The organism is Desulforegulaceae bacterium (genome assembly GCA_034006035.1).
GTDB lineage: Bacteria > Desulfobacterota > Desulfobacteria > Desulfobacterales > JACKCP01 > JACKCP01.
In genome coordinates this window covers 223,910-248,220 of record JAVETN010000001.1, presented here as the reverse complement: position 1 = coordinate 248,220, position 24,311 = coordinate 223,910, and the positions used below count along the sequence as shown (strand labels likewise).

Sequence of the window (24,311 nt, the reverse complement as noted above, 5' to 3'; positions counted from 1 at the left end):
CCCTTCCAAACATAATATGTTTGGAAGGGTAAATTCTTTTAATAAACCGGACAAAACTTCAACTTTAAACATCTTAATTTCAAGGATATATTTTAAAACCTATTTTAGCTGAGAAAAAATCAATGGGATTCAAGTCCTTAAAACCCTGGGAATAGTCAGCTTCAATAAAAAAAGATATTTTATCTGATACAATAAAATCACTTCCTACTCCAAACTTACCCCAAAAGTCTTCCTCTTTTCCCCTGCCTTTTTTGATTGAATCAGAACATTTTCCTGGAGCTTTTGCTTCCATCCATCCAAGACCAAAAGTTACATAGCCGTTAATTTTTTCTTTGGTCTGGGCTGGATAAAACTTTAAATTTAATGAATAAGCCTGAAGGTCAACCTCATCATGTGAAGCTGGGTTTTTTGTACCAATTTCTCTTATCTTATCAAATTGTGCTTCTAGAGTTAAACGTTCAGTAAAATCATAACCAACTGCAAAATTAAACCCAAAGGCATTATCTCTGTCCATTTCTCCATTAAAAGCATCCATATTATAACCCATGGCCGGACCCAAATAAAACTTACCCTGATCTGCCACTACTGAAGAAGGAATTGAAATAGTCGCTACCAAAAATACAATAGTAAAAATCTTAAAAATTGTTTTCCTCATTTACCGCCTCCGTGATCAATAATTATTTTCTCTAACGAGCACTCACATTAAATGCCTTTATATTATTTGAGTCTAATTTCTTATTGAAAAATTACAAGTAAATTCATCCGTAAAATCTTTTAAAAGCCTTTGAACTCAGGCCATTTAATTGACAGCCGTCTAAATAGCAACACCCTAAGAAGCTTTAGGCATAAGACTAAACCAAGAATTTTATTTTCCATGGTTTTTATAAAACAAGGTTCAGTCTTTACTTAAATTTAACAAAACTTAAGCAAATCAAACCTTATTAATCAAACAAAAGCCATGCAGATAAGTAAACATAGTACATCCAGATAAACCAAAAAACTTAGATCAGTTGTTGGTTTGTATAAAATTGTTAGTTTTGATGGTTGTGCCCATTGGAGAGAATTGCTGGATTTAAAAAATCAATCGATTTCAAAATCAACAGAATTGTTATTCAAATATCTATAAAGAGTAGCCCGCCCAACACCTAAAATCTTGGCGGCTTTGGTTTTATTTCCTCCGGTTTTTTCAAGAGCATAAATAACAGCAGCCCGGTTAAGTTTTCCCCTTGATTTATTGGTTCTAAGGGTTTTATCTCTATTTTTGGCAACTTCTTGAATTTCTTCAGGAAGACTTTCTAAATCAATCACAGAACCTAAAGAATGGATAATTGAATATTCAATAATATTTTCAAGCTCTCTTACATTTCCAGGCCAGTCATAGTCCATTAGTGCACTTAAGGCTCTTTTGGAAATATCAAGTTTTTCCTGTTTATGGCGGCTGGCAATTTTTTTGAGAAAATGGGCACACAAAACCGGGATATCGTTTTTTCTTTTTTTAAGGGGCACAAGGTAAATAGGAACAACATTAAGACGATAATAAAGATCATCTCTAAACTCACCTTTTTGAACAGCCTGTTTCAAATTTCTATTTGTTGCACTTAAAACTCTTACGTCAACCTTGATAGTTGATTCTCCACCGACCTTTTCAAATGTCCCTTCCTGCAAAACCCTTAAAAGCTTTACCTGAATATTTTTAGGGAGTTCACCAACTTCATCAAGAAAAATTGTCCCTTTATCTGCAAGCTCAAATCTTCCTTTTTTATCTCTTATAGCTCCGGAAAAAGCACCTTTTACATGACCGAAAAGTTCACTTTCAATTAAGCCCTCGGGAAGTGCTCCACAGTTTATAGGAACAAAAGGCAGAGAACTTCTTATACTTTCATTGTGGATTGCCCTTGCCACCAGCTCTTTTCCTGTTCCTGTTTCACCATAGATATGAGCCGGTGTATCATAGAGTGCAAGATCTTTTATCTGCTGAAAAACTTTTAGCATTTCAGGATCTTTACCTATAATTCCATTAAAATTCTGCTCTTTAAGTATTTGCTCCTTGGCAAGATTAAGTTCAGTAAGGTCTTTAATAGAAGCAGTTACTCCCCTTAGAATATTAAAAGAATCCCTGATTGGAATTATATTTACCTTAAGCTCTTTTCTTGTTCCTGACTTATCATGAAATGTTGTTTTATAGGATTTGCTTTTAAAACTTTGATCAGGAGATAGCCCTACACAAAAAGAACAGTTTTTCCCACAAATTGGAGAAGGGAAAACATCATGACAATCATTACCCAAAACTTCTTCCTGAGTGTATCCTGTAATCTGTTCTGCTGTTTTATTAAAATAATAAATCCTTCTATTCAAATCATGGGCTATTACCGCATCTCCAAGAGAGTTTATTATAAGATCCATATTGAACTTATAATTTTTTATCCCGGAAAAATAACCTGAGTCAAAAAAGCATTGAAGTTCTTTTTCAAGTATTGGGCCAAGGGCTTTTTCTTTAACCGCGGACTCAATTTTATCAGACCAGTCAACAATCACAGGAAATCCTGCAAACTGGCGAAACTTTTCTGATTTTGTACTACAAAGTGAAATTATAATGTCAAAGGATTTGCCATTGAACGCAAAAGGAGTTTTTAAATTAAAATCTTCAAGTTTTTTATCAGATAATTTGTTTGAAACTTCTCCTGTAAAACATCCCTCAAAACCAGCGTGTTCACCATATTTATCCAAGGCTATTTGAACTGCCAGCTTCAAAGTTTTAAAATCTTTTTCACAAACAAACAGTATTCGAGGTTTCTTCATCAAATTTTATTCCTTAAACCTTTCGAGTAAACAACTATACAACCAAAAAAATATTAATAAATCAACAAAGATGATAAAAAACCCAAGCACCAAGCTTTGAATTAAATTAAATTCTATACTTTTATAATTAGGGAAAAAATCATGGTCAAAAATTTTAATTTTTAAATCTGGATAAAAAACTTCAAGAGGTTATTTACAATCAAGAAAGGGGAATTAAAAAACAAAAAGGCCGCCAAAAAGAAGCGGCCCTTTATTTTAGCTAATTATCTTATAAACTTGGAAGAAACTGATAGCAAACAAGCATAATTGCTGTAGGAAAAAGAGAACTTATTAAAAGATAAAGGGGATTTATTCCTCCTTTATCAAACTGAGCATTTAAAATTCCGTATCCAGCTGGGTTTGGAGCATTGGCAATTACTGTAAGACCACCGCCTGCAACAGCACCTGCAACAAGATAGTACTTGGCAGATTCGGTTAAACCTTCAACAAGTGTACCAAGATAGGTAAGAGCAGCATTATCTGTTACCCCTGTAAGTACAGTTGTACCATAAAATAAAGCTAGATCAGGAAGTTTGGCAATCAGATCCTGAAGCCACCATCCCTGCATTCCTCCAAGAGTAACAAGACCTGCAAGAAAAAAACCTACAAGTAAAGATTCTTTTAATTTAAGCTGATCCTGATGTTCGTGGGTGATATGGGTCATTCCAATAAAAAAGAGAAAAAGACCAAGGAAAAACTTTGGGTGGTGAGCAGTTACAACAACAAGAGCAATAAAAACTATATGGATTGCAATAATCCAGAAAGGAACTGAATCCTGACTTGAGTCTTCACTTTCTGCAAGGTCTCCTTGAAGCTCATTCCTGAATAAAAATGAAGTAACAAGGGTTACCACAATAACTCCAGTAGCAGCCTTATAGCCGAAATTGGTCATCATATGCGACATTCCCCAACCCCATTTCGCCGCAACCATAAGAACGGGAGGTGCTGCAAAGTGTGTAAGAGTACCTCCAACAGAAACATTTACAAACAAGGTTCCTATTGTTGCATACTTAAACTTCTGGCTCATTTCTTCAGAATAATAAAATTTGAGAAGAAGAAGAGCTGTAACTGTCATTGCAGCAGGCTCTGTAATAAAAGAACCAAGAAGAGGACCAAAAATCATAGCTGAAATATAAAAAGACATTTTTCCATTGGCGGGGATAAGATTTGCAATAAACTTAATTAACTTTTCGGCAAACCCTAAAATAGGCTTTGTACCTGCCATACACATAATTACAAAAACAAAAGCCGGCTCTGTGTAGTTAACGCTGTCAATATAGTGAATTGCCCCACCAATTATACGATTGGCTTCGTCAACTATCATAAATCCTTCGATCGCTGCATAAAACACTATAAATATAATTGACCAAATACCAAAGATAGCTTCAACTTCCCCCAAAAAATGAAGAAGCCGGTTAGCCATTGAACCTTCTTTAAACTTATGGGAATAGGCCACAATGGGATTAGCCAAAAAAGTGTGAATAACAGCTATACTAAAAATAACTGTTCCTATTACCTGAATCGATGTGGGGCTCATTAATTCCTCCTCTTATATTCCTGATAATATTTTATTCAGATTCTAAAATGAACTGAACCATTTATACATTTGCCACAACTTGCGGTTAAACCAAAAAACTTTGAAAATCTTCAAATATTTTCTTTCAAATACATGAAACTTTCAGTTTAGACAAAGTAATTACAAAATAAATAGTAATTAAAAGTTTTCTCTGTCAATAGAATTCCAAAATAGATTAAATCTTCCAGTCTTATTTTTTAAGTATTTGTCTTGACAAATTTCTACACCGTGTCATATTTTTTATTTTAATAATTTTAGTTTTCCCTTGCAATATTTAATAAATAAAAATTATCTTGTGTTTAGATAAAAATATTTTGCTTAACTTTTTGGAGGATGAATGAAAATTTCTGAATTTATGACAACTGATGTCATTAGCTGTAACGTTGATAAAACTCTCAAAGACGCTGCTGACCTGATGCTGGAAAAAAACATAAGCGTTCTTCCTGTTGTTGACTCAGACAATAAGCTCCTGGGAATCTTGACAGAATCTGATTTTGTTGGAAAAGACGCTAATATTCCCCGTGCAATGGCTTCTATTAGAATGCTTTTTGGCAAAACCGCATACAGGGGAAACATTGAGAAAATATACAGAGAGGTAAAAGACCACCCCCTTGACAAAGTTATGACAAAAGATCCAGTTACAATCAGTGCTGATTCAAGCTTAACAGCCCTTGTTGAACTCATGGGCAACAGGAACCTGAAAAGGATTCCTGTTGTAAAAGACAAAAAACTTGTTGGAATTGTTACAAGAAAAGATCTCATCAAAGCTTTTTCAATGGTCAAATAATCTTTAAGTAAAAAAACTGACTGAATTTACAATCATCACAATAAACAACCTGATTTCAGGAATTAACCCTGGGATCAGGTTAGTCAAACTAACTTTTTATTATTTCTAAATTTAAAACTTTTGAACATAAGCAGTAAACATTGTTTTTTTAAATTAAATTTATTTGTATTTTAACCTCAGATTCCCTAAACAATTTTTTGTACAAATCCAGTTGAAACTTATCCTAATAAAAGCCCAAACTCCAAACTAAAAAATTTAACAGCACCCCTCCAAAATGACCCCTAAGTTCCAATTTATTTCTTAAAAAGAGTTTTCACACTAAAAATCTGTGAAATATAAACAATGTTATTCCTATTAATTTCAAATATTTAAAAATAAGACTAAAAAAAATCCACTTTTTATTATTTTTTTTATTGACATCAAAACCCTGGTTATGAGAATCTTTCACTCAAGCAGTAAACACTGTTCTTTTTAATTTAGAGTGTTTCCGTAGCTAAATAAAAATCAGTAGGATAACCTTCCGCCAAAAAGATTATATACTGAAAAGGAATTAACCTTTAAATTTAACAAACGGAAACAAAATTAAAAATGCCAAGAAAAAGCCACACCTCGGGTAATCGGGGGTCGGAAAGCCAAACGGGTCCTTAATGCACTGACTTGAAAAGACTTTAAGGATGGCCAGGCTGCCTCTGGTAGGTTGGAACAAACTTTTTTTAACTAACCTGTCTAGGAGGAGATTTTTATGAAACGTTTTATCGTAGGTTTAGCAGTAGCAGCAATTCTCACCATGCCAATGGCAGCATCAGCACTTGAAAAAATGGACAATTCACAGCTTAGATCTGCAACAGGTCAGGCTGGGGTTTCTATTGCAGTTGATGGTATTGTAATTTATCAAAAAAGTTTAGCAGACAGCACATTCTGGGATACCGATGGTGTAAACGGAATGACTGGTGCAGCCGGTATCATGATAGACCAGGCAGAAGAAATGCAAAAACTTATAACAATAAATGCAATACTTAATGCAGATATTTATGGAGTAGATGCACTAAGAGCCACATTTGGTAACACAGAAGACATTGGTATTATCGAATCAGCTGGTGTTGCAGCAGCTATTGCCGGTGGCACTCTAGATCCTACAAATGGCCAGATGGCAGGAACTACAACAGGTATTTCTCCACTAACAATTGATGTTGGAACATGTAAGGCCCTTACAGCTGGATGGAACTACAATACAACTGGAATGGACGCAGCAACTCTTCCTGCATCAGCTCTTGCAGTTGGTGGTGTTGTAATCGGTCTTCCTACAGTTGAAATCAAAACCTATTCAACAGTAGATTTCAAAACCATTAAATTAAGAAACGGTACCTGGGATGCGGCTGCTGGTATAGTTACAGATTCATACGGAACAGCTGACCAGGAACACTTTAACGCAAATCATGCCCTAATCACAATTGAAAAATCAGGTACATCAACAATGGCTATCCTAGGTGGAACCCTTGAAATAGCTCCTCATTAATAAGTAAGTCATAAACTAACCCCGTCTTTAATATAAAGGCGGGGTTTTTTTCAACCTGAACCAAGGAGAAAAAAAAATGAAAAAAACAATTGCAACATTAATTATTTTTTCTGTTTTTATTTTTCCCTGTTTCTCAAAAGAAATACTTCACCAGGATGATTTGAAAAAAATAAGAGGCCAGGCTGGAATAGCAATTGAGCTAGAAGAAATTATAGTAAAAGTTAAATATGGTACCATAATCTATACTGACACCGACGGATACGGCTCAATTAAAAAAGCAGGAATAAAGATAATTTCAGATGATCAAGGTTCTAGATTATACTTCAAACCTGTAACTGATTTTGGAAAATATTCCAATGCCAAACTTAAAAAAGATTTTGGTGAACAAATCGGGAATCTTAGTTTAAATAAAAATTTAATTAAAAATTATAATTCAGAAATTAATAAAATACACAGGGAAGAAAATAAGAAATCAACAAAAGAAAAAGGAGTTAACTTTTCTCCCCTGATAATTGAAACAACAGACTTTTGCCCTCTTCTTACAGCAATGGGTGTTATAAATTCAGGCCTCAAAGAGATTTCAAGGATTCTCCCAGTGGAACCAAACCTTATAAAAGGAGGAATTATTTCAAAACTTCCTTCCATTGAAGCCACAACTGGACACTCAACAAAAAGCATAGTTTTTTTTACTGGATCTGATTTTGAGGCAATGAACAGCAACCAGACTCTTCTTACAATTGAAAAGGGCCCTGCCACCCAGGTAATTTTTGGAGGCACTGTTGAAGTAAGTCCAAACAAATAAAGAAAATAGGAAGTCTTTATGTTTTTACAAAACCTTACTACAATTATAATTTTTATCTGCCTGACAAATTCAAGTCTATTCGCAATATCCTTGATGAGTGAAAACGAGTTAAAATCTCAAACTGCCCAGGCAGGTATTTCTATTGCCATTGACAATGCAGTTTTTTACAATGAAGATTCACAAATCAAATTAATTGATGACTTAAATAAACCAACCCCGGGTTATCTCAATTTTAAAAACGTAAAAACCTTAACCACTTATAATACAGGCAATGTTGATTTTGACAATGACGGAATTATGGGAGAAATCCTCATTGATATAGCCAGCCCTTCTGACCCAGCTTCAGGCGGATATCCAAACCCCTATATTTCAATTGAATCTGATGATTTTGAGGTTCAGTCCTTTATTAAAATTGGTGAACTGGAATTTAACCAATCAGCCATTGGAAGCATGGAGATCATAGGAACAGGTTTTCCAAAATGGAATCTTTACTTTGGAGGTCATGGTTCAGGCATAGATTTTGAGACAGGATTCCAGCTTAAGGTAGATTCATTTAAATTTGACTACGGACCGGAAGCCAATGGAAACTGGCTTGGATTTCAAAACCTATTTATTGCAGATTCGTTTTCAGGCATTCCTGAAAACCCTTCAACCTGGCAGCCTTCAGGGAAATTTAAATTAGGTAATTTTAAAACCAACTCTCCTGCCACCTTTGATATAGGACAAAGAGCAACCAATGATCCAACAGGATCTGATACAGAACCAGTTATTTATGTTTCAGCCCCAATCACTGGCTCTCTAAGAATTGAAAATATCCACTTGGGAAATAAAGATTTTGGTGCCGTTGCAATTGACGGAATAAATATACATAGACTAACAATTGAAGTGCCTGGAAGAAACTTGGGTAATCTATGATTAAAACTAAACTATTCTTTCTTTTTATTCTAATTGTTTTCTTCAGTATTTTTGTAAATTTTTCTTTTGCCCTTGAGGAACTTTCAAAAGAAAAAATGAAAACAACCACAGGACAAATTTCTTTTTCAGATTTTACCACCACTAACACAACAACAAGAATATTTTTAAATACCCATATTGAAACCTTTACAGAAATTGAATCCATCAAGCTTGGCTATTATGCAAAAGAAGGTGCAAACGGCTGGGATCAAAACTGGACAAATATAAGTATTGGAACAAATACTGCAAATTTAACAATTGACGGACTTATTATAAAAGCGGATTTTGACGATTTAAACTCTGCCAATCCAACCCTTAAAAGACTTATAATAGGTTCCAATATGCTCAATGGAAACATTTCCGGTAATTTCAACTCATTTACAGGAACATTTCACCCAGCTCTTGAAGGTGGGAACTCTCCTCCGCTGGAATATTCAAGAGAAAACCTGGGCTCCAAAAACTTTTCTTTTGACTCAAGTTCAGAAAGACAGGGTTTTTTTCTTATTCTAAATCCCCAGGCAGGAAATCAGGGAATTCATTCTGTTCTTGGTTTTAGTGAAGGAAATATTCAAAACGCTTTTGCTCCAAACCATTGGTGGGATCAGCCTTAAATTTATATAAAAAACTTTTTGTATTAACAAGGATTCAATGCAGATTTTTGTTGCCCGAAAGATAAATTGTGTTTAGGATATGAGAACATAAAAACTTTAAAAAAAGATTAATTAAAAAAATGCACTTTGCCATAGGTTTTGCAATTTTAATTGCTTTAATCCCAAATTTTTTTCCTGAAGCAGGAGCAGATAAAAAAATTGCTATTTTTTCTTCAGGCTATAAAGGTGAAATTCGCATCAGAGAAGATATCATCCCTTTTACTGAAGAAAACTTCAGACATATAGTAAAGCAGGAGCATGATTTCAGCTGCGGTTCTGCTGCTCTTGCAACTCTTTTAAACTTTTATCTCAACGAAAACTTAAGCGAAAAACAAGTTATAAGAGGTCTCATGGAATTTGGCGATAAAGAGCAGATTAGACAACTCAGAGCTTTTTCTTTATGGGATATGCAGCAGTTTCTCGACGCCATAGGCTATAAAAGCGGGGGCTACAAAGCTAAACTGGAAGACTTGAATAACAATGAGTACTGGCCTTGTATCCTTCCAATCAAGGTATACAATTATAAACATTTTGTTGTTTTAAAAGGAATTTATAAAGATCATGTTTTTCTTGCTGATCCTTTCCTGGGGAATTCCAGCTACTCAATGGATAAATTTAAAAAAATCTGGGATGACAATATAATGTTCATCATCTGGGCAGATAAAGAAAAAACAATCTCAAACCTTAAGCTTTCAAGAAGAGATTTAAGATATATTGACAAAGAATTTCAGGAAACCCTGATGACTCCCTCAATAGATCCAACCCATAAAATTGAAACCTACAGGCTGGATGAAACAGGACCATGGAAGACTTACAAAAAATGATCAAGGCCAATAAATTCAGCAAATTATATGTTTTTTATTTCTTGTGTTTTTTAACCCTGCCCTTTGTTGCCTGTTTTGCAGATGAAATAGATATCAACCAAGACCTTCTTGATAAACAAATCATAGAGCTTGAAAAACGTGCAGAAGAACTAAACAAAAAAACTCTGACCGAAAAAACCAAAAAAGATTTTTTATCTGAACAAGACGAGTATTCAAAACTTTTATCTGCTGCGGGCCGTGAATATACACTGAGACCCAAAGGAGTAGTCGGAGTAGATTATAGTTTTTCATATTATGGAAAAACCTATGACCAAATAAGTTCAGCAGAAGAATCAGGGACTTCATTTGAGCGTGAAGCAACTCACAGAATGGTAAATACTGTTTCAATTGAATATCCTTTAAAAAACAATCTTTCCTTTCTAATTGATCTGCCTTTTGTATCAATCTATGATGATATTCAGGGGGAAACTGCTGATATGGATGATTTTGGAGACCCCTATATGGGAATTTTATTCCAGCCCTTCAAAAAACAAGACAACAAACCCGGGTTTACAATAAGTTCTGGTTTTACCTTTCCCATGGGAAGAAGCCCCTATGAAATAAACCCCCAAACAGAATTCCCAACAGGAGAAGGTGTTTATACATTCAACCTAGGACTTGGGATGAGTAAAAAAGTCTCCCCTACCCTTGTTTATGGAAGCTTTTTTTACTCATACAAATTTAAAAACTCAAGACTGGATTTTAAAAACTCAATTTACCTTGGCGAAACAGGTGAATATTTAAAAAAAATAAACCCTGGAGATGAGGCTGGTTTTAATGCTGGAATGGGCTATGTTATTTCAGAAAATGTATCCATAAGCTTTGGATGTAAATTTATTTATCAATTCCCAACTGATTATACTTGGAGAGGAAGAGGAAAACTTTCTTCTTCTTCAACCACCAGCTCGCTTTTCTTGCTAGGAACTGCCTGGCAAATCACAGAAAAAAGAAAAATTTATATGGAACTGGGTATTGGGCTCACAAATAATGACGAAGATTTTAGTTTTAAATTCAGAATACCTTTTAATTTTATTCTTTGATTGGAAAGCAAAGGCAAATGGCTACAAAACTTCAATTAGCAACCAAAAAACTTCCTTTTTTCTATTTAATAATTTTATTATTTATTCTTTTACCAGTTTATTCAAACCTCAATGCAGATGAAATCGATCGTAAAAATTCTCCAGAAATAAAAGAAAGACTGGAAAAGCTTGAACAGCTCTTACTTGAGATTGAAAAAAAACAAAAAGCTTCGGAAGTAATGAGCGAGCTTAAACAAACTGATGAAGAAAAAAAACAAAAAGACGAAGATATTCTTGATGCTGCCGGCCGTGAATACACTCTTGCAACTCCAGGTCTTTTAAACATTTCCTATTCAATAAGCTATACAGGAGACACCTATGACCAATTGCAATCAGTTGAAGATGAAAACGGAAGAACAAGCACCATGGTAAAGCATTTAAACTCCCATAAACTTTCCAATTCTCTTTCATTTAAAGTACCGATTTTAAAAAACCTCACCCTTTCTTCAAATATCCCCTTTTCCTATGAATATATAGACAGTCAAAAAGGTTCAAAAAACGGAAGTGGAATAGGAGACCCAAGCTTTAACATCCAATACCAACCCTTCAAGCCAAGAGAAGGAATTCCAACAACAATTCTCAATGCAGGGATAATTGTCCCCCTTGGAGACAATCCCTATAAAATGGACGGTGATGATGAGGTTGCAATAGGAAATGGATACTACACTGTCTTTGCCGGTGCAAATTTCAGCAAATCAATTGACCCGGTTATTGCCTTTGGCGGAATTTCTTTTTACAAAAATATGGATGTGGACGATGCAAAGTACAATACCGACAAAGAACAAAAAGAACAGGGAATTTATATTGAAAAAGTAAGTCCGGGAAACCAAATAAGTGCCAATCTTGGGATGGGTTATTCCCTATCATATCTTGTTTCAGTTAGTGTGGGGTTTCAGTATACATATAGCTACTCAACGGATTACTATTGGAGGAACATAGGAAAAAGCACTTCTCCCACATCTTATTCATCTTCACTTTCCATAGGCACAAATTGGAGAATTTCAAGCACCCGCTCAGTTAATACAAGTTTAAATATAGGACTTTTCAATAGTAACTCAGATGTAAGTTTTAGTTTAAGCATACCCTTTGATTTTAAACTCTAATTTAAAGATTTGAAATGAAACTCCTTAGCCCAAAAACAAAAAACATGAGAATAAAAAAACTTTTAATTACAATTGTTCTTGTTTTGTTTTTATCAAAAGAAACATTGGCAACCTTCAATGAAAACCCTGCAATTGATGCAAGAGCTTTAGGTCTTGCAAATGCATGCACAGCCTCTCCTCCTGGTCATATGTCTGCTCATTTCAATCCTGCAGGATTATCAAAAATTGATGAAGGAGCAATGTTTTCCAACGGTTTTGGTATACCTATAATTAAAAGAAAAGGGAGCTTTAAAGAAAATAAAGACTTTAAAGGTTTTATGGGCGACAAATGGGGGCCAAATGCTGAACCTAATATAAATGACCCGGATTCAAACCATGGAGGCCCTGATCCATTAAGGAATACAAAAGGCACAAACTCCTCAACCAAAATGTACATCCCTTTTCTTGGTCCAATAGATTTTCTTGCTGCTGTGAGCCTTGGACTATCCCATAGAAAGCCTGACTCAAAGTGGACTTTTGCATACACAAACTACGCTCCCTACGGAGGAGGGATGACCCATAATGATCCAGGGGATCCTCTTCGTTTTGGATGTAAATCTCTTTACCTTCAGCATCTTATTTATGCTGCTCCAACTTTGAGCTATAAAGCCTCAGACCAACTCTCACTTGGAATTTCAGTGGGATTTGGACAAACAGCAATGGGAATATCCCTTGATCAAAGAACCCCAAACGAGCTTGTCGGACTTACAAGGGTTATTGGTGATGCAACAAGAGATCTTGAAATACCTGTTGTTTCACAATTGACTCTTCCAGCCCCCTGGCTTGGAGGCGGACTTGGTCCCTATGAGCACAACACAAGCATGGAAATGGACCTAAGAGATGACTTTACCCCTTCGGTAAATCTTGGTCTTTTATGGGAACCAACCCATTGGTTTGGATTTGGCCTTTCTTACCAGAGTCAGGCAAAAGCAAAACTTTCAGGAAAATACAAATTTACCTATAGTGAACAATGGCAGCGACAGATTGCCTGGAACGGAAGCACAGAATATACAATGACAACAGCAGGGATGCTTGATATGCCCTACAAAGCAGTGCCTTCTCAAACTGGAAGAGTGACAGCAACCCAGCTTTTTCCAAGAAGAATTGATATGGGTATAAAACTAAAACCCTGGTCAAAAATTCAGATCACAGCAGATCTCCACTGGTCAAACTGGGCTGCTTTAAAAGAAGATAAATTTACTTTTGATCAAAGAATTCAGCTTTTCAGGATAGCTAAACTTCTTGGATATACAGGCGGAGATAATAATCTTATTGTTAAAAGGGAAATGGAAGATACCTGGCATTGGGGAGTTGGTCTTGAAGTTTATCCAAAAGACTGGCTTACTTTAAGATGCGGTTATGAATTTCGACCTGCATCTCTTCCAAAAGATAAAATTGATGCACTTTATTTTCTCCCTGATATGACTTTTTATGCTGCTGGATTTTCCCTTCATCTGCCTAAAAATGTTACCCTGGATTTTGGCTTTGGCTATTTGTTTAATGATTCACTTAAAGTTCCAAACAACTCAAGCACCAATATGAACTCAACAGATTTTACCAAAATAGTTTACAATCCCTATGCAGGGCTGGATTATGAGCAGGAAACCTATCTTTATATTGCACTTTTTGGAGTTACCATGCCCCTTTCTGTTCAAATGGAAATGCTGCATCATCAGCAGGAAATGCTCCACCACGCTGCAGGTAAAGTAAAAAAATTTTTAAAAAAATTAAATCCATTTAAAAAAGATAAAAAAGTAGAAAAGGATCAGATAAACCATGAAAATCAGATTTAATGTTCCAACCATTGTCTTTGCCCTGTCATTAATTTATTCCCCCCTGATTAATGCCGAAATCCTTGAAATAAATGAAAAAATAATAAGCTTATCAACACCTCCAGAGCAATCAAATATTCTTGATATTTCCTCAAACTTTCCTGATTACGACAAACTAGGAATAACCCTTTTAAAAGATAAAAAAATGTTTGCCCAGATAAATTCAAAAGTCTATGGACCCTATCAAAGCCTTGGGAAAGGCACCCCATTTTTTGCTCCTTTTTCAGGAATCTCTGCTTTTACAGCAATTTCTAACTCCAATTATTTTGCAGTAATCAATGGGGAGGAACAAAAAAAATATGATGGTACAGGCAATCTTGTAACAAGTAATGATGGTAAAAACTTTGCCTATATAGCCCAAAAAGGTGACAAACAATTTGTTGTAATAAATGGAAGAGAAGGCAAAAGTTTTGACGGATTTAAAAATGACCCTGTTTTCAGTCCTGACGGAAAAAGACTGGCCTATATTGCCTTTGAAGGCAGACACAAAGGATATGTAATTTGCCAGGACAAAAAATATGGGCCTTTCAAAAATATAAATGAACTTGTTTTCAGCCCTGATTCTTCAAAGCTAGGGTTCATAGCTTTTAAGGACAATGGCTGGCAGGTCTTTATTGATGAAAAAGAATCAAAACCTTATAAAAATGCCATACTTTTAAAATTTTCCAAATTGGGCAATTTCGCCTGTGTGGTTCAAAATGATAAAGACAACCTCATTTTGCTAGAAAACTTTAATGAACACCCGCCCTACAAGACCATTGGCGAACCTTTTTACAACCCGCAAGGAACAATTCTTTCCTATCCTGCAAACACAGGAAAAGACTGGCAGATGGTTGTAAACGGAAAAAAAGAATTCAAATTCGATACTCTTGGTCCTATTGCATATTCTGATACTGGAAATTCATACGGATATCCGGGAATAAAAAAAGACAAACCCACAATTGTGATAAACGGTAAAAAAGAAAAAGAGTACGACTCTTCAGGTCTTATTAAGTTTTCAACCGATGGTAGAAACTACGCTTATAGAGCTTTTTTAAAACAAAAGGGATGGTTTGTAGTTTGGGATAAAAAAGAAGGCAAAGCCTATTTTGATGTAAAACAGCCAATATTTAATCCTGTAAAAAATGAAATTGCCTATATGGCATTTGATGGAAAAAACGTTGTAATGGTAAAAAATGAAAATGAGGGAAGAAAATACAAGGCTATCACCGGCCTGCCCAAGTTCAGTCCCAAAGGAAATCGCCTTGCTTATTGTGCAAGCCATGATGATAAAAAATGGATCTTAAATATTGACGGTATTGAAACAAAAACACCAATAGACAATTTTATATCAAAATTTCCAATAATTTTTGAATCTGAAAACAAATTTCATTCTCTTGGTGTAAATGGATTGGATTTTGTTAAATATCAATGTATAATTAAATAAATCAGATAATTAATCAATTAAGGCTCTTTTTCTTATTATCTATAAAAGTTAAGATTTAGCTTGTTAGATAAAGACTTAGCCTGATTAAATTATCAGGTCTTTGTTCCGGCTTCAGGCCAATTGCTGTAAAAGCAATGTTCAGGTAAGAACTGTTCTTTGAAAAAAACTGCCATGCAGATCTTTTTATGAAAATAAAAAAATCTGCATGGAGGCAAAAAACGATTAAGGGTGAAATTCAAACCAAAGGATACCAGAGCCAAACCGGAGGTAACTCCGGGACGGAAAGCCAAGGGACCTTGTTTACTCAAGGTCAGCCTAGCCACCTGTACACTTTGTAAAAACCAAACCGGGAGTAATCCCGGGACGGAAAGCTACGGGGCCTGAATTTTTCAGGTCAGCCGAGTTGCCAAGAGAGTCAGAATAACTAGCCAAACCACTGGGTGACCATGGGACGGAAAGCCACGGGGCCAGAATTTATGGTCAGCCGGGCCGCCCTCTTTAGCCAAACCGGAAGTAATTCCGGGACGGAAAGCTGCGGGACCTTATTAATTTAAGGCTAGCCGGGTTGCCTGTGAGATTTGATCTTACAGATAGGAGGTCAGCTATGACCAAGTTTTCATACATAGCAACAATAATGGTATCTATAATAATCCTTACCGCTGGACAAGCCATTGCTCTTTCGCCGGTTTCTCCTGAAAAAATGAAGACCTTGACAGGACAGTCAGGAATTAGAATTAGCAGTGACAATATTCTTGGAATTGACTGGACTGCAGAGAACTTAATTTTCAGGGATGACGACGGCACCGACGGGAATCCTGCGTCTTTGCTGATTAAAGGAATTGTGTATTCAGGAAAGACCTTCCTCGACAATCCAGTTTCCATAAATCAAACCACTTCAATTGATCCTTATACAGGTAGATTGACCAGTGGAATAAATGTGGAACTGGACAAGTCTTTGGTCCAAATAGACAGATACCATATTGGATCAATAACAATTCAAGGGGAAGACGGTGTCAAATTCATGAATGACGGGAAGAGTTTTGGCAGCATCACTGTGGAAGGGTTTAAAGCCGAAATTTCAGGCAATATAAGAATATCATCTTTCAATGATTAAGTTTTTTGCCTCCAAACAAATTTTTACATCAAGGAGGTTCTTTTTTTGAAAAAAATATGGTTACTCATTTCTATATTATTATATCCATTAAGTTCTGTTTCAGTTTTATCTGCCCCTGTTTCAGGAATCAATTCTTTTTCTTACACTGAAAACAAGGATAGTAAATTTTTATCGGGGTTTCAGATCCTTATCAGAAGAGATCACCAAGAAAACGATTTTCCAAAACAAATAAAAACATTCTTGCACAAACCCAAGAACTCTACAGATGATCACAGGCATTATTCCAGAACAAGGAGCTCCAATAATACCTTTGATCTCAATGAAGTTGAGGCAGGTTTTTTATTTTTTGACAATTTTTTAATTTACGGTAAAGCAGGTTTTGGGAAATTTGAATCAGACTTAATGATACTGGACGAAACAATAAGTGGTTTGTATACCTCTCCAAGTAAATTTCATGTAAAAGATGATTCAATGGTCAGCTTTGGAGGAGGATTGGCCTTTAAAATGTTTGAAAAAGAAGTTAATTCAATTTTCAAACATCTAAATGCCCATCTTGATTTTAAATACAATAAAATAACCATAGATGCTAAAAAACAGGGAAGAAACAATCTAACTTATGAAGCAGATCTTGATGAACTTCAAGCAGGGGTGGTACTGACTGGCTCGACTGATCATATAAAAGTTTTTTTGGGACCAAGAGTTTCAAGTATAACAGGAGATGAAAAACTTTATATTGAAAAAGAAGACTTTTTATATGAAGAAAAAATTAAAACCTCAAAAAATATTGGGTGGATTTTTGGAATCAGTTTTTTTGCCAAAGACAGATATTCACTCGCAATCCAAAAGCGTATTGGAGATGAAGAGGGGGTAAGTTTTGAAGCTCAAATTAAATTTTAAAAAAATAGTTTTACTTGTTTTATTCATGGGATTTTCCAGTTTTTCCATTCATTCATTTGAACTATTAAACACTAATAGTTGGCCTCATTTTTCAGATGACGCTGTGGCAATAGATGACAATTATGTTTTCCATGGCCTTGGAACCATATTGAAAATTTATGACAAAGAATTAAACCTCAAAAGTTCTTTTGATATAAGTCCTTCCAATTCCATTACCGCTGTTATTACTGATAATACAAATAAAATCTTATATTTAGCTGCGGGTAAATCAGGGGTTTTTGTTTATGATTACAACGACAAAGATATTAAAAACATTAACGAAGATGAAATAAAAAACATTAAAAGCATTGGTGTTGATCCAGGCTTCCTCAAAGGTAAACCAAGAAAGACCTTGGAGGGCTTAGCTGAAATAGACGCTCATGGCCTTGCTCTTAACGGAGACTATCTTTATATTGCAGATTATAACTATGGTTTCAGAATAGTTAAAGTAGATAAAGGAGCTAACAACCTGGAATTCGAATATTTAGGCGGTTATAGGCAAAACGGCTTATCAGAAAAAGAATTAACAACAGGGGGATATTTTGACATTGATTTTTTCTCCTTTGGTGGAAAAGATTATTTAGCAATTCTTGATCGTAATTATGGATTAAAAATTTTTGATCTAACAAAAGACTACAAACAATCGGATAAGAAAAAAACAGCTCTTATAAATACTCAGTTGCCGATTAACACTCCTCTTCCTGATTCTCCTGAAAAAATTGAAGAATTAAAAAAAATTCAAGACCAACCTGAACCAGTATCTAAAAGGGATCTAAGAATAGTTAATTTTAACACAATAAGTCTTGCTAAAGATATAAAAGCTAAAGAAATTGAGTCGAATATTTTTATTTTTATTACAAGTCCCTATGACTACCAGAATAATCAAAAAACAGCTTTGTTTAAGTTTAAAGTGTTTGATGATAAAGGGAATTTACTTGAAAATCAAGGGGAAAAAAGGCCTGAGAATCTAGGAAGAAGCCAGGATATTTTAGCAGGGAACTCTTTAGATCTAAATGAATCCGGCTCATTGGCTTTTATTGCAGATGGTGAAAAAGGCTTGCAAATTGTCGACTACTCAGTGATATCAAACACAACTTCAGACAAAGATGGTGAAGGGGTAAATATTTATAAAACTACAGAATATAAAAACGGGTTCAGCTATTCTTATTCATTAAAATATGATTCATTAACACATGAAAACGCCTCAGTTTTTATCTCTGATATTTCAAAGGGTATTTCAAAAATTAATGTCCCAGTCAATTCAGAGCCCAGCACAGTAAAATCAACAAATCCTTTTTACTCATTTTCCCAAATCGAAAAAAACAAAAACATTTTATCCGCAATCAGCTCTAAATCTGGCAACTCAGGGTTTTTATTTTTTGATTTATCTGATGACACACAATTAAAACTGATTAAATTGATTAAAAAAGATAACCCTCTTTTCATTAAAAAATTCTCAGAAAGTTTTGTTGGTGTAAGTGAAAACAAAATTTTACTTTTTGGAAATATTGAATCAGACCCTAAAATTGAAAAATCATTTGATATTACCTCAACGCCTCTTTCATTGGCAGTTAATGAACCATACATTTATCTTGGGACTGAAAAAGGAATTGAAATTTATAAATATGAAAATTCTGAAATTTTGTCGGTTGGAGAAACTTTTAAAAAGGACCAAAAATTTCAGTCATTATTTATTGATAAAAATTCAAAAACTCTTTTTACAGGCTCTGATAAAACTCTTAAAAGTTTAAGTCTTGATAATTCTGAAGCCCCTTACCTTCTTTTCAAAGCAGAAGAATTTAATCCCGAAAATGAAATTACAGATATTTATTGTAAAAATTCAACTCTTTTTGTAGCAGCAGGAAAGCTTATTTATACATTAAACAGCACAGACCTTATACAAACAAATAGAATTGATGCCAAAACAAAGGTAAATACAATTTCAGCAAGTAAAGATTTTATTTATGCGGGAACCGATAAAGGAATAAATATCTATAGTTTTAATAGAACTCTAAAAAAAGAATTACCTTCAAGAGGAAAAGTTTTGAAAGTCACCTTAAGCGATTCCCTTCTTTTTTCTGCTGAATCAGAAGGAGGAATAGCCATCACAAGTGAATATTACAATGTCCCAGATCCAAAACCTATGAAATCATCAAGCGGAAGTTCAAGCTGTTTTATCAACTCTTTATTTTAAGTTTTCGGAGAAAAACATGGTAAAGTCAAAAAAAAATATTCTTCAGCAATTAAAGGAGGAAGAAAAACAAAAGAAAAAAAATCTTATAATAGATGCAGCAATTTCTATTTTCGGAAAAAAAACAGCGGAGGAAATCCATTTAAAAGATATTGCAGAGGAACTAGGTATTTCAGTGCCAACCATTTATCAATACTTTGAAAGTAGAGATGACTTGTTTATGGGAATATTTAACCAGGAAATCCTTGGTATTGTTAAATATATTGACAAAAAAATGAAGGCTGAAAACGAAAACTCCCTTGAAGCAATTACAAAACATTTGGTCAATTATTTTATTAAAAACCAGGGAGGTTTTAAAATTATCACTTATTTCCTGGTCAAGGATAATGTTTCCATTGAAGTTTTGAAAAAAACAAAAAAAACTATTTCTAAATTTCTTCCAATAATTGAAGATGGTTTTAAAAGCCTTGAAATTGAAGAGGATCCCCTTATGCTTGTTCACTCACTTCTTGGAACAATAGCCGGGGGAATGTTGGTTTACAAAAACTATCCAAATTTCGATAAAAAAAACGCCCACAAAATTATTTATAGTCTGGCAAATTTAAAAGTAAAAACATTTAAAAACAAATAAGTATTTTGATTGTAAAACTTAAGCTGGAAATTGGCTTTTATCAATTTCCAAATTTAACTTGAGTTTGATCTTATTTTTTGCAAAAATGCCCTTTCATTGGTCATAAACTTTAAACCCGACCTCTTAATTAACAAAAACAACTGTTTTCCAACTAATTATATTACCAAACCCAATAAAAAAACAATCAGCGAAAGATGAAATGAAAGCAAGTTTAAGAAAGAAAAAAATACTTGAATGTTCTAAAAAAGAATTTTCCAAAAACGGGTTCTATAAAACCCAGATAGCTGACATTGCAAAAGCTGCAAATATTTCAAGAGCAACAGTTTATCAGTATTTCAACAATAAAGATGAAATCTATATGACCCTTCTTTCAGAGCAGCTTACAAAGTGGAAAGAAATGATGAAGCAAAATGAAATAGATGTTTCAAAGCTTACCCCGGCAGAATACTTTTCATATCAGGTAAGAAAAACACTTAAATATTTTGCTGGGGACAGATATATCAGCAATATTGTTTTAAGAGTGGGAATAGGAATACCAAAAGACATTGACAAACCTGTAAAACATTTTGAAGAAAGTATTTTAGCTGTAATTATTGATGAACTTGAAAAGGGAATAAAATCAGGCTTTATAAAAAAAGAGATTGACACTGAATTTATCTCCACCCTTATAGCAGGGGCAATTCTTAGAACATCCTCCTATTATTTCGGCCCTTATAAAAGAAAAAAACCCATTAATATTAAACAAGCAGCTGACGAAATAACTTCAATCTTTGGTGCCGGCCTTTTCACCCAGGAAGGGCTTTCTTTTACAAAAAAATAAAATCACAACTCAAGCTAGCTTTGTTTCATTAATGAATTTTTTTATCACTTAAAAAAAAGGGGAAATTAAATTTCCCCTTTGAATATCTTAATTTGTCAGGCGTAAATTACTCAGGCATATTTACTTCGGCAAGATCTTCGCCAAGGTAAGTCCTTTCATTTTCACCAAGAACTCCCATTGCAAGACAAATAAGAGTCCACATGTGAAGAACAGGATAATTACTTCCGTAATGCTCACTTAACTCATGAATCTGAGCGTGGCAGTTATGACATCCTGTGATAACATAATCTGCTCCAGTAGCCTTGATCTGCACATCTTTAATTCTTCCGTACTCCAGTCTTTCATCTTTGTATCCTGACTGAAGATAACCGCCTCCGCCTCCGCAGCAGAAGTTGTTTGACTTATTAGGATACATATCAACAAAGTTTTCTTCTCCGACACAGGCTTTGATAACGTAGCGAGCATTGTCAGCTGCCTCGTCTCCAAAAGTTTTTCTGACTATCTGACATGGATCCTGGAGAGTAAACTTAATTCCAAGTTCCTTATTCCAGTCAGAATTAACAGGAAGAAGTCCTTCGCGTATCCATTTTGCATAATAATTATAGATGGTTTCCACTTTAACGTTATGAGGAATATTATATTTTTTCAGTCCTGCCAGGACTGCATATGTAATGTGTCCTCATTCGGTGTTGAGAAAAACTTCACACCCCAACTCATCTGCCTTTTCAACAGATGTTCTTGTAATATGCTCCCAACCTTCATCATCAGAAAGAAACATACAATAATTTTCAGCAGCCCAGCCCTTACTTCCGTAAGTCCAGTCAGCACCTACCATATTAAGAATTTTCCATAACGGAACCATTTCTTCAGGTTCTGTTACAGGCTCTCTTGAGTTTTGGTTAAGGAAAAACTTAGCACCTTTTTTATCTATTGGTGCCTGAAGATCTCTCTCTGCCCAAAGAGGTTGTTCTTCTCTAACTTCTTCAAGAATATCTTCCACAACAAACTCAAAGTCTTCCTGTCCAGCTCCCATGGCACTGCAGGTATCAACTCTAAGAGCCATATCACAAGAACCAAGAATACCTCTTGGCCTTTCTTCTCTTGGAGTAAGCTGACGTGCATAAAAAATCAGCTGGGGAATATTTATCACCATTGGACAAACATAAACGCAGCGTTGGCACATGCTGCACATCCATACCCATGGATGCTCCTTGATCTCTTCATCCATTCCAAGTGCCGCCATTCTCAAGAATTTTCTTGGATCCATATCTCTCAAGCCGGTAGCGGGACACCCGGAAGAACAAAGACCGCAGGTAAGGCATGCGTTAAGATTGCCGCCTTCTGGAAGCAACTCCTTCACTTTGTCTATGAAGAAGCTCTCCTTCTTTTTGCTTATCTTTACTGCTTCTTCCGTCATAACCTAAAGTTCCTCCGTATCTTCTTTTATAAAACCGCATAAATAAAAATTTATACGAACTCTTTTAATCTAGATTAATAATAAAAGCCTAATTTAAACAGATACTATTCTTTTTGTCCCATTAAGACAAAACTGTCAATAGCAAACCTTAAATCAATTCAAAAATTCAATAATCATTGGCCCAAAGCTAGAATTTTCACTTCAATTCTAAGAATAAAAAAAATTAACCCCAAGGATATTTTTAAGGATTAAATTTTTCAATCTGACCCAAAAACTCAGGAAAAGGAAAATTTTTACTCAGCTGGTCAATTTATTTATAATTTATATATTAATATGGATTAATCAAATTCAATTAAATTAGCTCAAATTTTCAATCCTAAATTAAATAAGGTTGAAAAACGCCTTTTATTTTGGTTTATTGAGTACAAAAATTAAAAAATAAATTTAAATTTGGAGATTGTTTAATGATAACGATAAATGAAAACTATAAAAAACTTAAAACCTCTTATCTTTTTTCTGAAATTGCAAAAAGAGTGACTGCTTTTCAGGCTGAAAATTCTGAAAAACAAATAATCAGACTTGGGATAGGAGATGTTACAAAGGCTCTTCCAAAAGCATGTATTGAAGCAATGCATAAAGCTGTTGATGAAATGGCAAATGACTCAACTTTCAGAGGATACGGCCCTGAACAGGGATATTTGTTTTTAAGAGAAGCAATTGCAAAAAATGATTTCCAGTCAAGGGGAGCAGATATTTCACCAGATGAAATTTTCATAAGTGATGGAGCAAAATGCGATACAGGAAACTTTCAGGAACTTTTTTCTAAAGATATAAAAGTTGCTATTCCTGACCCTGTCTATCCTGTTTATCTTGACACCAATGTAATGGCAGGAAGAACCGGAGAAAATAAAAACGGAAGATATGAAAAAATAATTTATCTTGATGCTTTAAAAGAAAACGGATTTGTTCCTGAACTTCCAGGAGAAACTCCAGATCTTATCTATCTATGCTTTCCAAATAATCCAACAGGAAGTACAGCTTCAAGAGAAGAACTTAAAAAATGGGTTGACTATGCAAAAGAAAACAAGGCTCTTATCCTTTTTGATGCTGCTTATGAATCTTTTATAAGAGATGATTCAATTCCAAAGTCAATTTATGAAATTGAAGGTGCAAAAGACGTTGCTGTAGAATTTAGAAGCTTTTCTAAAAATGCAGGATTTACAGGAACAAGATGTGCTTTTACCATTGTACCAAAAGAATGCAGGGCTTTTGACTCCCAGGGAGAAAAAGTTTTAATCCATCCAATGTGGAATAGAAGACACTCAACAAAATTCAATGGAGTTTCCTACCCCATTCAAAAAGCTGCAGAGGCAGTATATTCAGAAGAAGGTCAAAAACAGGTAAAAGAACTTATTGACTATTATATGAAAAACGCATCGATTATAAGAAAAAAAATGACTGAGCTTGGATTTGAATGCACAGGAGGAGACAACTCCCCTTATATCTGGGTAGAATCAAAACAAAAATCTTTTGAGTTTTTCGATCTTCTCCTTGAAAAAGCCGGAGTTGTCTGCACTCCAGGCTCAGGTTTTGGAACCTGCGGTGAAGGTTATATAAGAATCAGTGCTTTTAACAGCCATGAAAACGTAATTGAAGCCATGGAAAGAATTGAAAAGGTGTTTTCGTAAATCCCCAAATACATAAACTGACAAAGAGGTTGAAAATTTTACAATTTTT

At 34.7% G+C, this 24,311-nt stretch carries 20 protein-coding genes and 4 riboswitches; of the genes, 16 read left to right on the top strand and 4 right to left on the bottom strand.

The genetic code is table 11. The features are described 5' to 3' along the window. Window positions 1-79 precede the first annotated feature (79 nt). From RBR53_01170 to RBR53_01160, 3 genes are all read right to left on the bottom strand, one after another. The gene (locus RBR53_01170) at window positions 80-655 is read right to left on the bottom strand and encodes a porin family protein (protein ID MDY0131255.1); all 576 of its coding nucleotides are present in this window, start codon (window positions 653-655) and stop codon (window positions 80-82) included. Between the two features lie 425 nt (window positions 656-1,080). Continuing rightward, window positions 1,081-2,799: a sigma 54-interacting transcriptional regulator gene (locus RBR53_01165; protein MDY0131254.1), complete on the bottom strand. Its 1,719-nt coding sequence runs from the start codon at window positions 2,797-2,799 to the stop codon at window positions 1,081-1,083. Window positions 2,800-3,067: 268 nt separating this feature from the next. Next, window positions 3,068-4,375, bottom strand: coding sequence for a putative Na+/H+ antiporter (locus RBR53_01160; GenBank protein MDY0131253.1), 1,308 nt, complete (start codon window positions 4,373-4,375; stop codon window positions 3,068-3,070). Window positions 4,376-4,751: 376 nt separating this feature from the next. Here RBR53_01160 and RBR53_01155 point away from each other — a divergent pair, with 376 nt between their 5' ends. The 15 genes from RBR53_01155 (at window position 4,752) to RBR53_01085 (ending at window position 21,157) form a co-directional block, all read left to right on the top strand. Next, the gene (locus tag RBR53_01155) at window positions 4,752-5,201 is read left to right on the top strand and encodes a CBS domain-containing protein (protein MDY0131252.1); all 450 of its coding nucleotides are present in this window, start codon (window positions 4,752-4,754) and stop codon (window positions 5,199-5,201) included. Window positions 5,202-5,792: 591 nt separating this feature from the next. Continuing rightward, window positions 5,793-5,892: riboswitch (cyclic di-GMP riboswitch) on the top strand. A gap of 51 nt (window positions 5,893-5,943) precedes the next feature. After that, on the top strand, window positions 5,944-6,717 hold the full coding sequence (locus RBR53_01150) for a hypothetical protein (protein MDY0131251.1): 774 nt from the start codon (window positions 5,944-5,946) through the stop codon (window positions 6,715-6,717). Window positions 6,718-6,793: 76 nt separating this feature from the next. Beyond that, entirely contained in the window at window positions 6,794-7,519 is a 726-nt protein-coding gene (locus RBR53_01145) for a hypothetical protein (protein MDY0131250.1), read from the top strand. A gap of 18 nt (window positions 7,520-7,537) precedes the next feature. Continuing rightward, the gene (locus RBR53_01140) at window positions 7,538-8,434 is read left to right on the top strand and encodes a hypothetical protein (protein MDY0131249.1); all 897 of its coding nucleotides are present in this window, start codon (window positions 7,538-7,540) and stop codon (window positions 8,432-8,434) included. Continuing rightward, entirely contained in the window at window positions 8,431-9,084 is a 654-nt protein-coding gene (locus RBR53_01135; GenBank protein ID MDY0131248.1) for a hypothetical protein, read from the top strand. Before RBR53_01140 ends, RBR53_01135 begins: the two co-directional genes overlap by 4 nt. 119 nt (window positions 9,085-9,203) lie before the next feature. After that, the gene (locus RBR53_01130; protein MDY0131247.1) at window positions 9,204-9,947 is read left to right on the top strand and encodes a C39 family peptidase; all 744 of its coding nucleotides are present in this window, start codon (window positions 9,204-9,206) and stop codon (window positions 9,945-9,947) included. After that, on the top strand, window positions 9,926-11,026 hold the full coding sequence (locus tag RBR53_01125; protein ID MDY0131246.1) for a transporter: 1,101 nt from the start codon (window positions 9,926-9,928) through the stop codon (window positions 11,024-11,026). Before RBR53_01130 ends, RBR53_01125 begins: the two co-directional genes overlap by 22 nt. A gap of 17 nt (window positions 11,027-11,043) precedes the next feature. Next, window positions 11,044-12,168: a transporter gene (locus RBR53_01120; GenBank protein ID MDY0131245.1), complete on the top strand. Its 1,125-nt coding sequence runs from the start codon at window positions 11,044-11,046 to the stop codon at window positions 12,166-12,168. Window positions 12,169-12,182: 14 nt separating this feature from the next. After that, on the top strand, window positions 12,183-14,000 hold the full coding sequence (locus tag RBR53_01115) for an outer membrane protein transport protein (GenBank protein MDY0131244.1): 1,818 nt from the start codon (window positions 12,183-12,185) through the stop codon (window positions 13,998-14,000). Continuing rightward, on the top strand, window positions 13,984-15,465 hold the full coding sequence (locus RBR53_01110) for a hypothetical protein (GenBank protein ID MDY0131243.1): 1,482 nt from the start codon (window positions 13,984-13,986) through the stop codon (window positions 15,463-15,465). Before RBR53_01115 ends, RBR53_01110 begins: the two co-directional genes overlap by 17 nt. A 245-nt stretch (window positions 15,466-15,710) precedes the next feature. Then, window positions 15,711-15,792: riboswitch (cyclic di-GMP riboswitch) on the top strand. A gap of 3 nt (window positions 15,793-15,795) precedes the next feature. Continuing rightward, a riboswitch (cyclic di-GMP riboswitch) is annotated at window positions 15,796-15,876 on the top strand. Between the two features lie 80 nt (window positions 15,877-15,956). Further along, window positions 15,957-16,038: riboswitch (cyclic di-GMP riboswitch) on the top strand. Window positions 16,039-16,069: 31 nt separating this feature from the next. Continuing rightward, on the top strand, window positions 16,070-16,579 hold the full coding sequence (locus tag RBR53_01105) for a hypothetical protein (protein ID MDY0131242.1): 510 nt from the start codon (window positions 16,070-16,072) through the stop codon (window positions 16,577-16,579). Window positions 16,580-16,624: 45 nt separating this feature from the next. Continuing rightward, window positions 16,625-17,476 (top strand): hypothetical protein, encoded by an 852-nt coding sequence (locus tag RBR53_01100; protein MDY0131241.1) that lies wholly within the window; start codon window positions 16,625-16,627, stop codon window positions 17,474-17,476. Then, window positions 17,454-19,709 carry a hypothetical protein gene (locus RBR53_01095; GenBank protein MDY0131240.1) on the top strand — a complete coding sequence of 752 codons (2,256 nt, stop codon included), beginning with the start codon at window positions 17,454-17,456 and terminating at the stop codon, window positions 19,707-19,709. Before RBR53_01100 ends, RBR53_01095 begins: the two co-directional genes overlap by 23 nt. 16 nt (window positions 19,710-19,725) lie before the next feature. After that, window positions 19,726-20,337, top strand: a complete 612-nt coding sequence (locus tag RBR53_01090; protein MDY0131239.1) for a TetR/AcrR family transcriptional regulator — start codon at window positions 19,726-19,728, stop codon at window positions 20,335-20,337. 199 nt (window positions 20,338-20,536) lie between these two features. Continuing rightward, window positions 20,537-21,157 carry a TetR/AcrR family transcriptional regulator gene (locus RBR53_01085; protein ID MDY0131238.1) on the top strand — a complete coding sequence of 207 codons (621 nt, stop codon included), beginning with the start codon at window positions 20,537-20,539 and terminating at the stop codon, window positions 21,155-21,157. Window positions 21,158-21,263: 106 nt separating this feature from the next. Here RBR53_01085 and RBR53_01080 read toward each other — a convergent pair whose 3' ends face one another. Continuing rightward, window positions 21,264-22,574 (bottom strand): heterodisulfide reductase-related iron-sulfur binding cluster, encoded by a 1,311-nt coding sequence (locus RBR53_01080; protein ID MDY0131237.1) that lies wholly within the window; start codon window positions 22,572-22,574, stop codon window positions 21,264-21,266. Between the two features lie 464 nt (window positions 22,575-23,038). Between RBR53_01080 and RBR53_01075 the strand changes: the two genes are divergently transcribed. Beyond that, window positions 23,039-24,262 carry an LL-diaminopimelate aminotransferase gene (locus tag RBR53_01075; GenBank protein MDY0131236.1) on the top strand — a complete coding sequence of 408 codons (1,224 nt, stop codon included), beginning with the start codon at window positions 23,039-23,041 and terminating at the stop codon, window positions 24,260-24,262. The last annotated feature ends 49 nt before the right edge of the window (window positions 24,263-24,311 follow it).

Coding starts and splice junctions, on each gene's coding strand:
- RBR53_01150 (MDY0131251.1), top strand. CDS start 5,944: ATGAAACGTTTTATCGTAGGTTTAGCAGTAGCAGCAATTCTCACCATG.
- RBR53_01105 (MDY0131242.1), top strand. CDS start 16,070: ATGACCAAGTTTTCATACATAGCAACAATAATGGTATCTATAATAATC.
- RBR53_01140 (MDY0131249.1), top strand. CDS start 7,538: ATGTTTTTACAAAACCTTACTACAATTATAATTTTTATCTGCCTGACA.
- RBR53_01090 (MDY0131239.1), top strand. CDS start 19,726: ATGGTAAAGTCAAAAAAAAATATTCTTCAGCAATTAAAGGAGGAAGAA.
- RBR53_01075 (MDY0131236.1), top strand. CDS start 23,039: ATGATAACGATAAATGAAAACTATAAAAAACTTAAAACCTCTTATCTT.
- RBR53_01170 (MDY0131255.1), bottom strand. CDS start 655: ATGAGGAAAACAATTTTTAAGATTTTTACTATTGTATTTTTGGTAGCG.
- RBR53_01135 (MDY0131248.1), top strand. CDS start 8,431: ATGATTAAAACTAAACTATTCTTTCTTTTTATTCTAATTGTTTTCTTC.
- RBR53_01130 (MDY0131247.1), top strand. CDS start 9,204: ATGCACTTTGCCATAGGTTTTGCAATTTTAATTGCTTTAATCCCAAAT.
- RBR53_01120 (MDY0131245.1), top strand. CDS start 11,044: ATGGCTACAAAACTTCAATTAGCAACCAAAAAACTTCCTTTTTTCTAT.
- RBR53_01110 (MDY0131243.1), top strand. CDS start 13,984: ATGAAAATCAGATTTAATGTTCCAACCATTGTCTTTGCCCTGTCATTA.
- RBR53_01160 (MDY0131253.1), bottom strand. CDS start 4,375: ATGAGCCCCACATCGATTCAGGTAATAGGAACAGTTATTTTTAGTATA.
- RBR53_01145 (MDY0131250.1), top strand. CDS start 6,794: ATGAAAAAAACAATTGCAACATTAATTATTTTTTCTGTTTTTATTTTT.
- RBR53_01155 (MDY0131252.1), top strand. CDS start 4,752: ATGAAAATTTCTGAATTTATGACAACTGATGTCATTAGCTGTAACGTT.
- RBR53_01125 (MDY0131246.1), top strand. CDS start 9,926: ATGGAAGACTTACAAAAAATGATCAAGGCCAATAAATTCAGCAAATTA.
- RBR53_01115 (MDY0131244.1), top strand. CDS start 12,183: ATGAAACTCCTTAGCCCAAAAACAAAAAACATGAGAATAAAAAAACTT.
- RBR53_01165 (MDY0131254.1), bottom strand. CDS start 2,799: ATGAAGAAACCTCGAATACTGTTTGTTTGTGAAAAAGATTTTAAAACT.
- RBR53_01085 (MDY0131238.1), top strand. CDS start 20,537: ATGAAAGCAAGTTTAAGAAAGAAAAAAATACTTGAATGTTCTAAAAAA.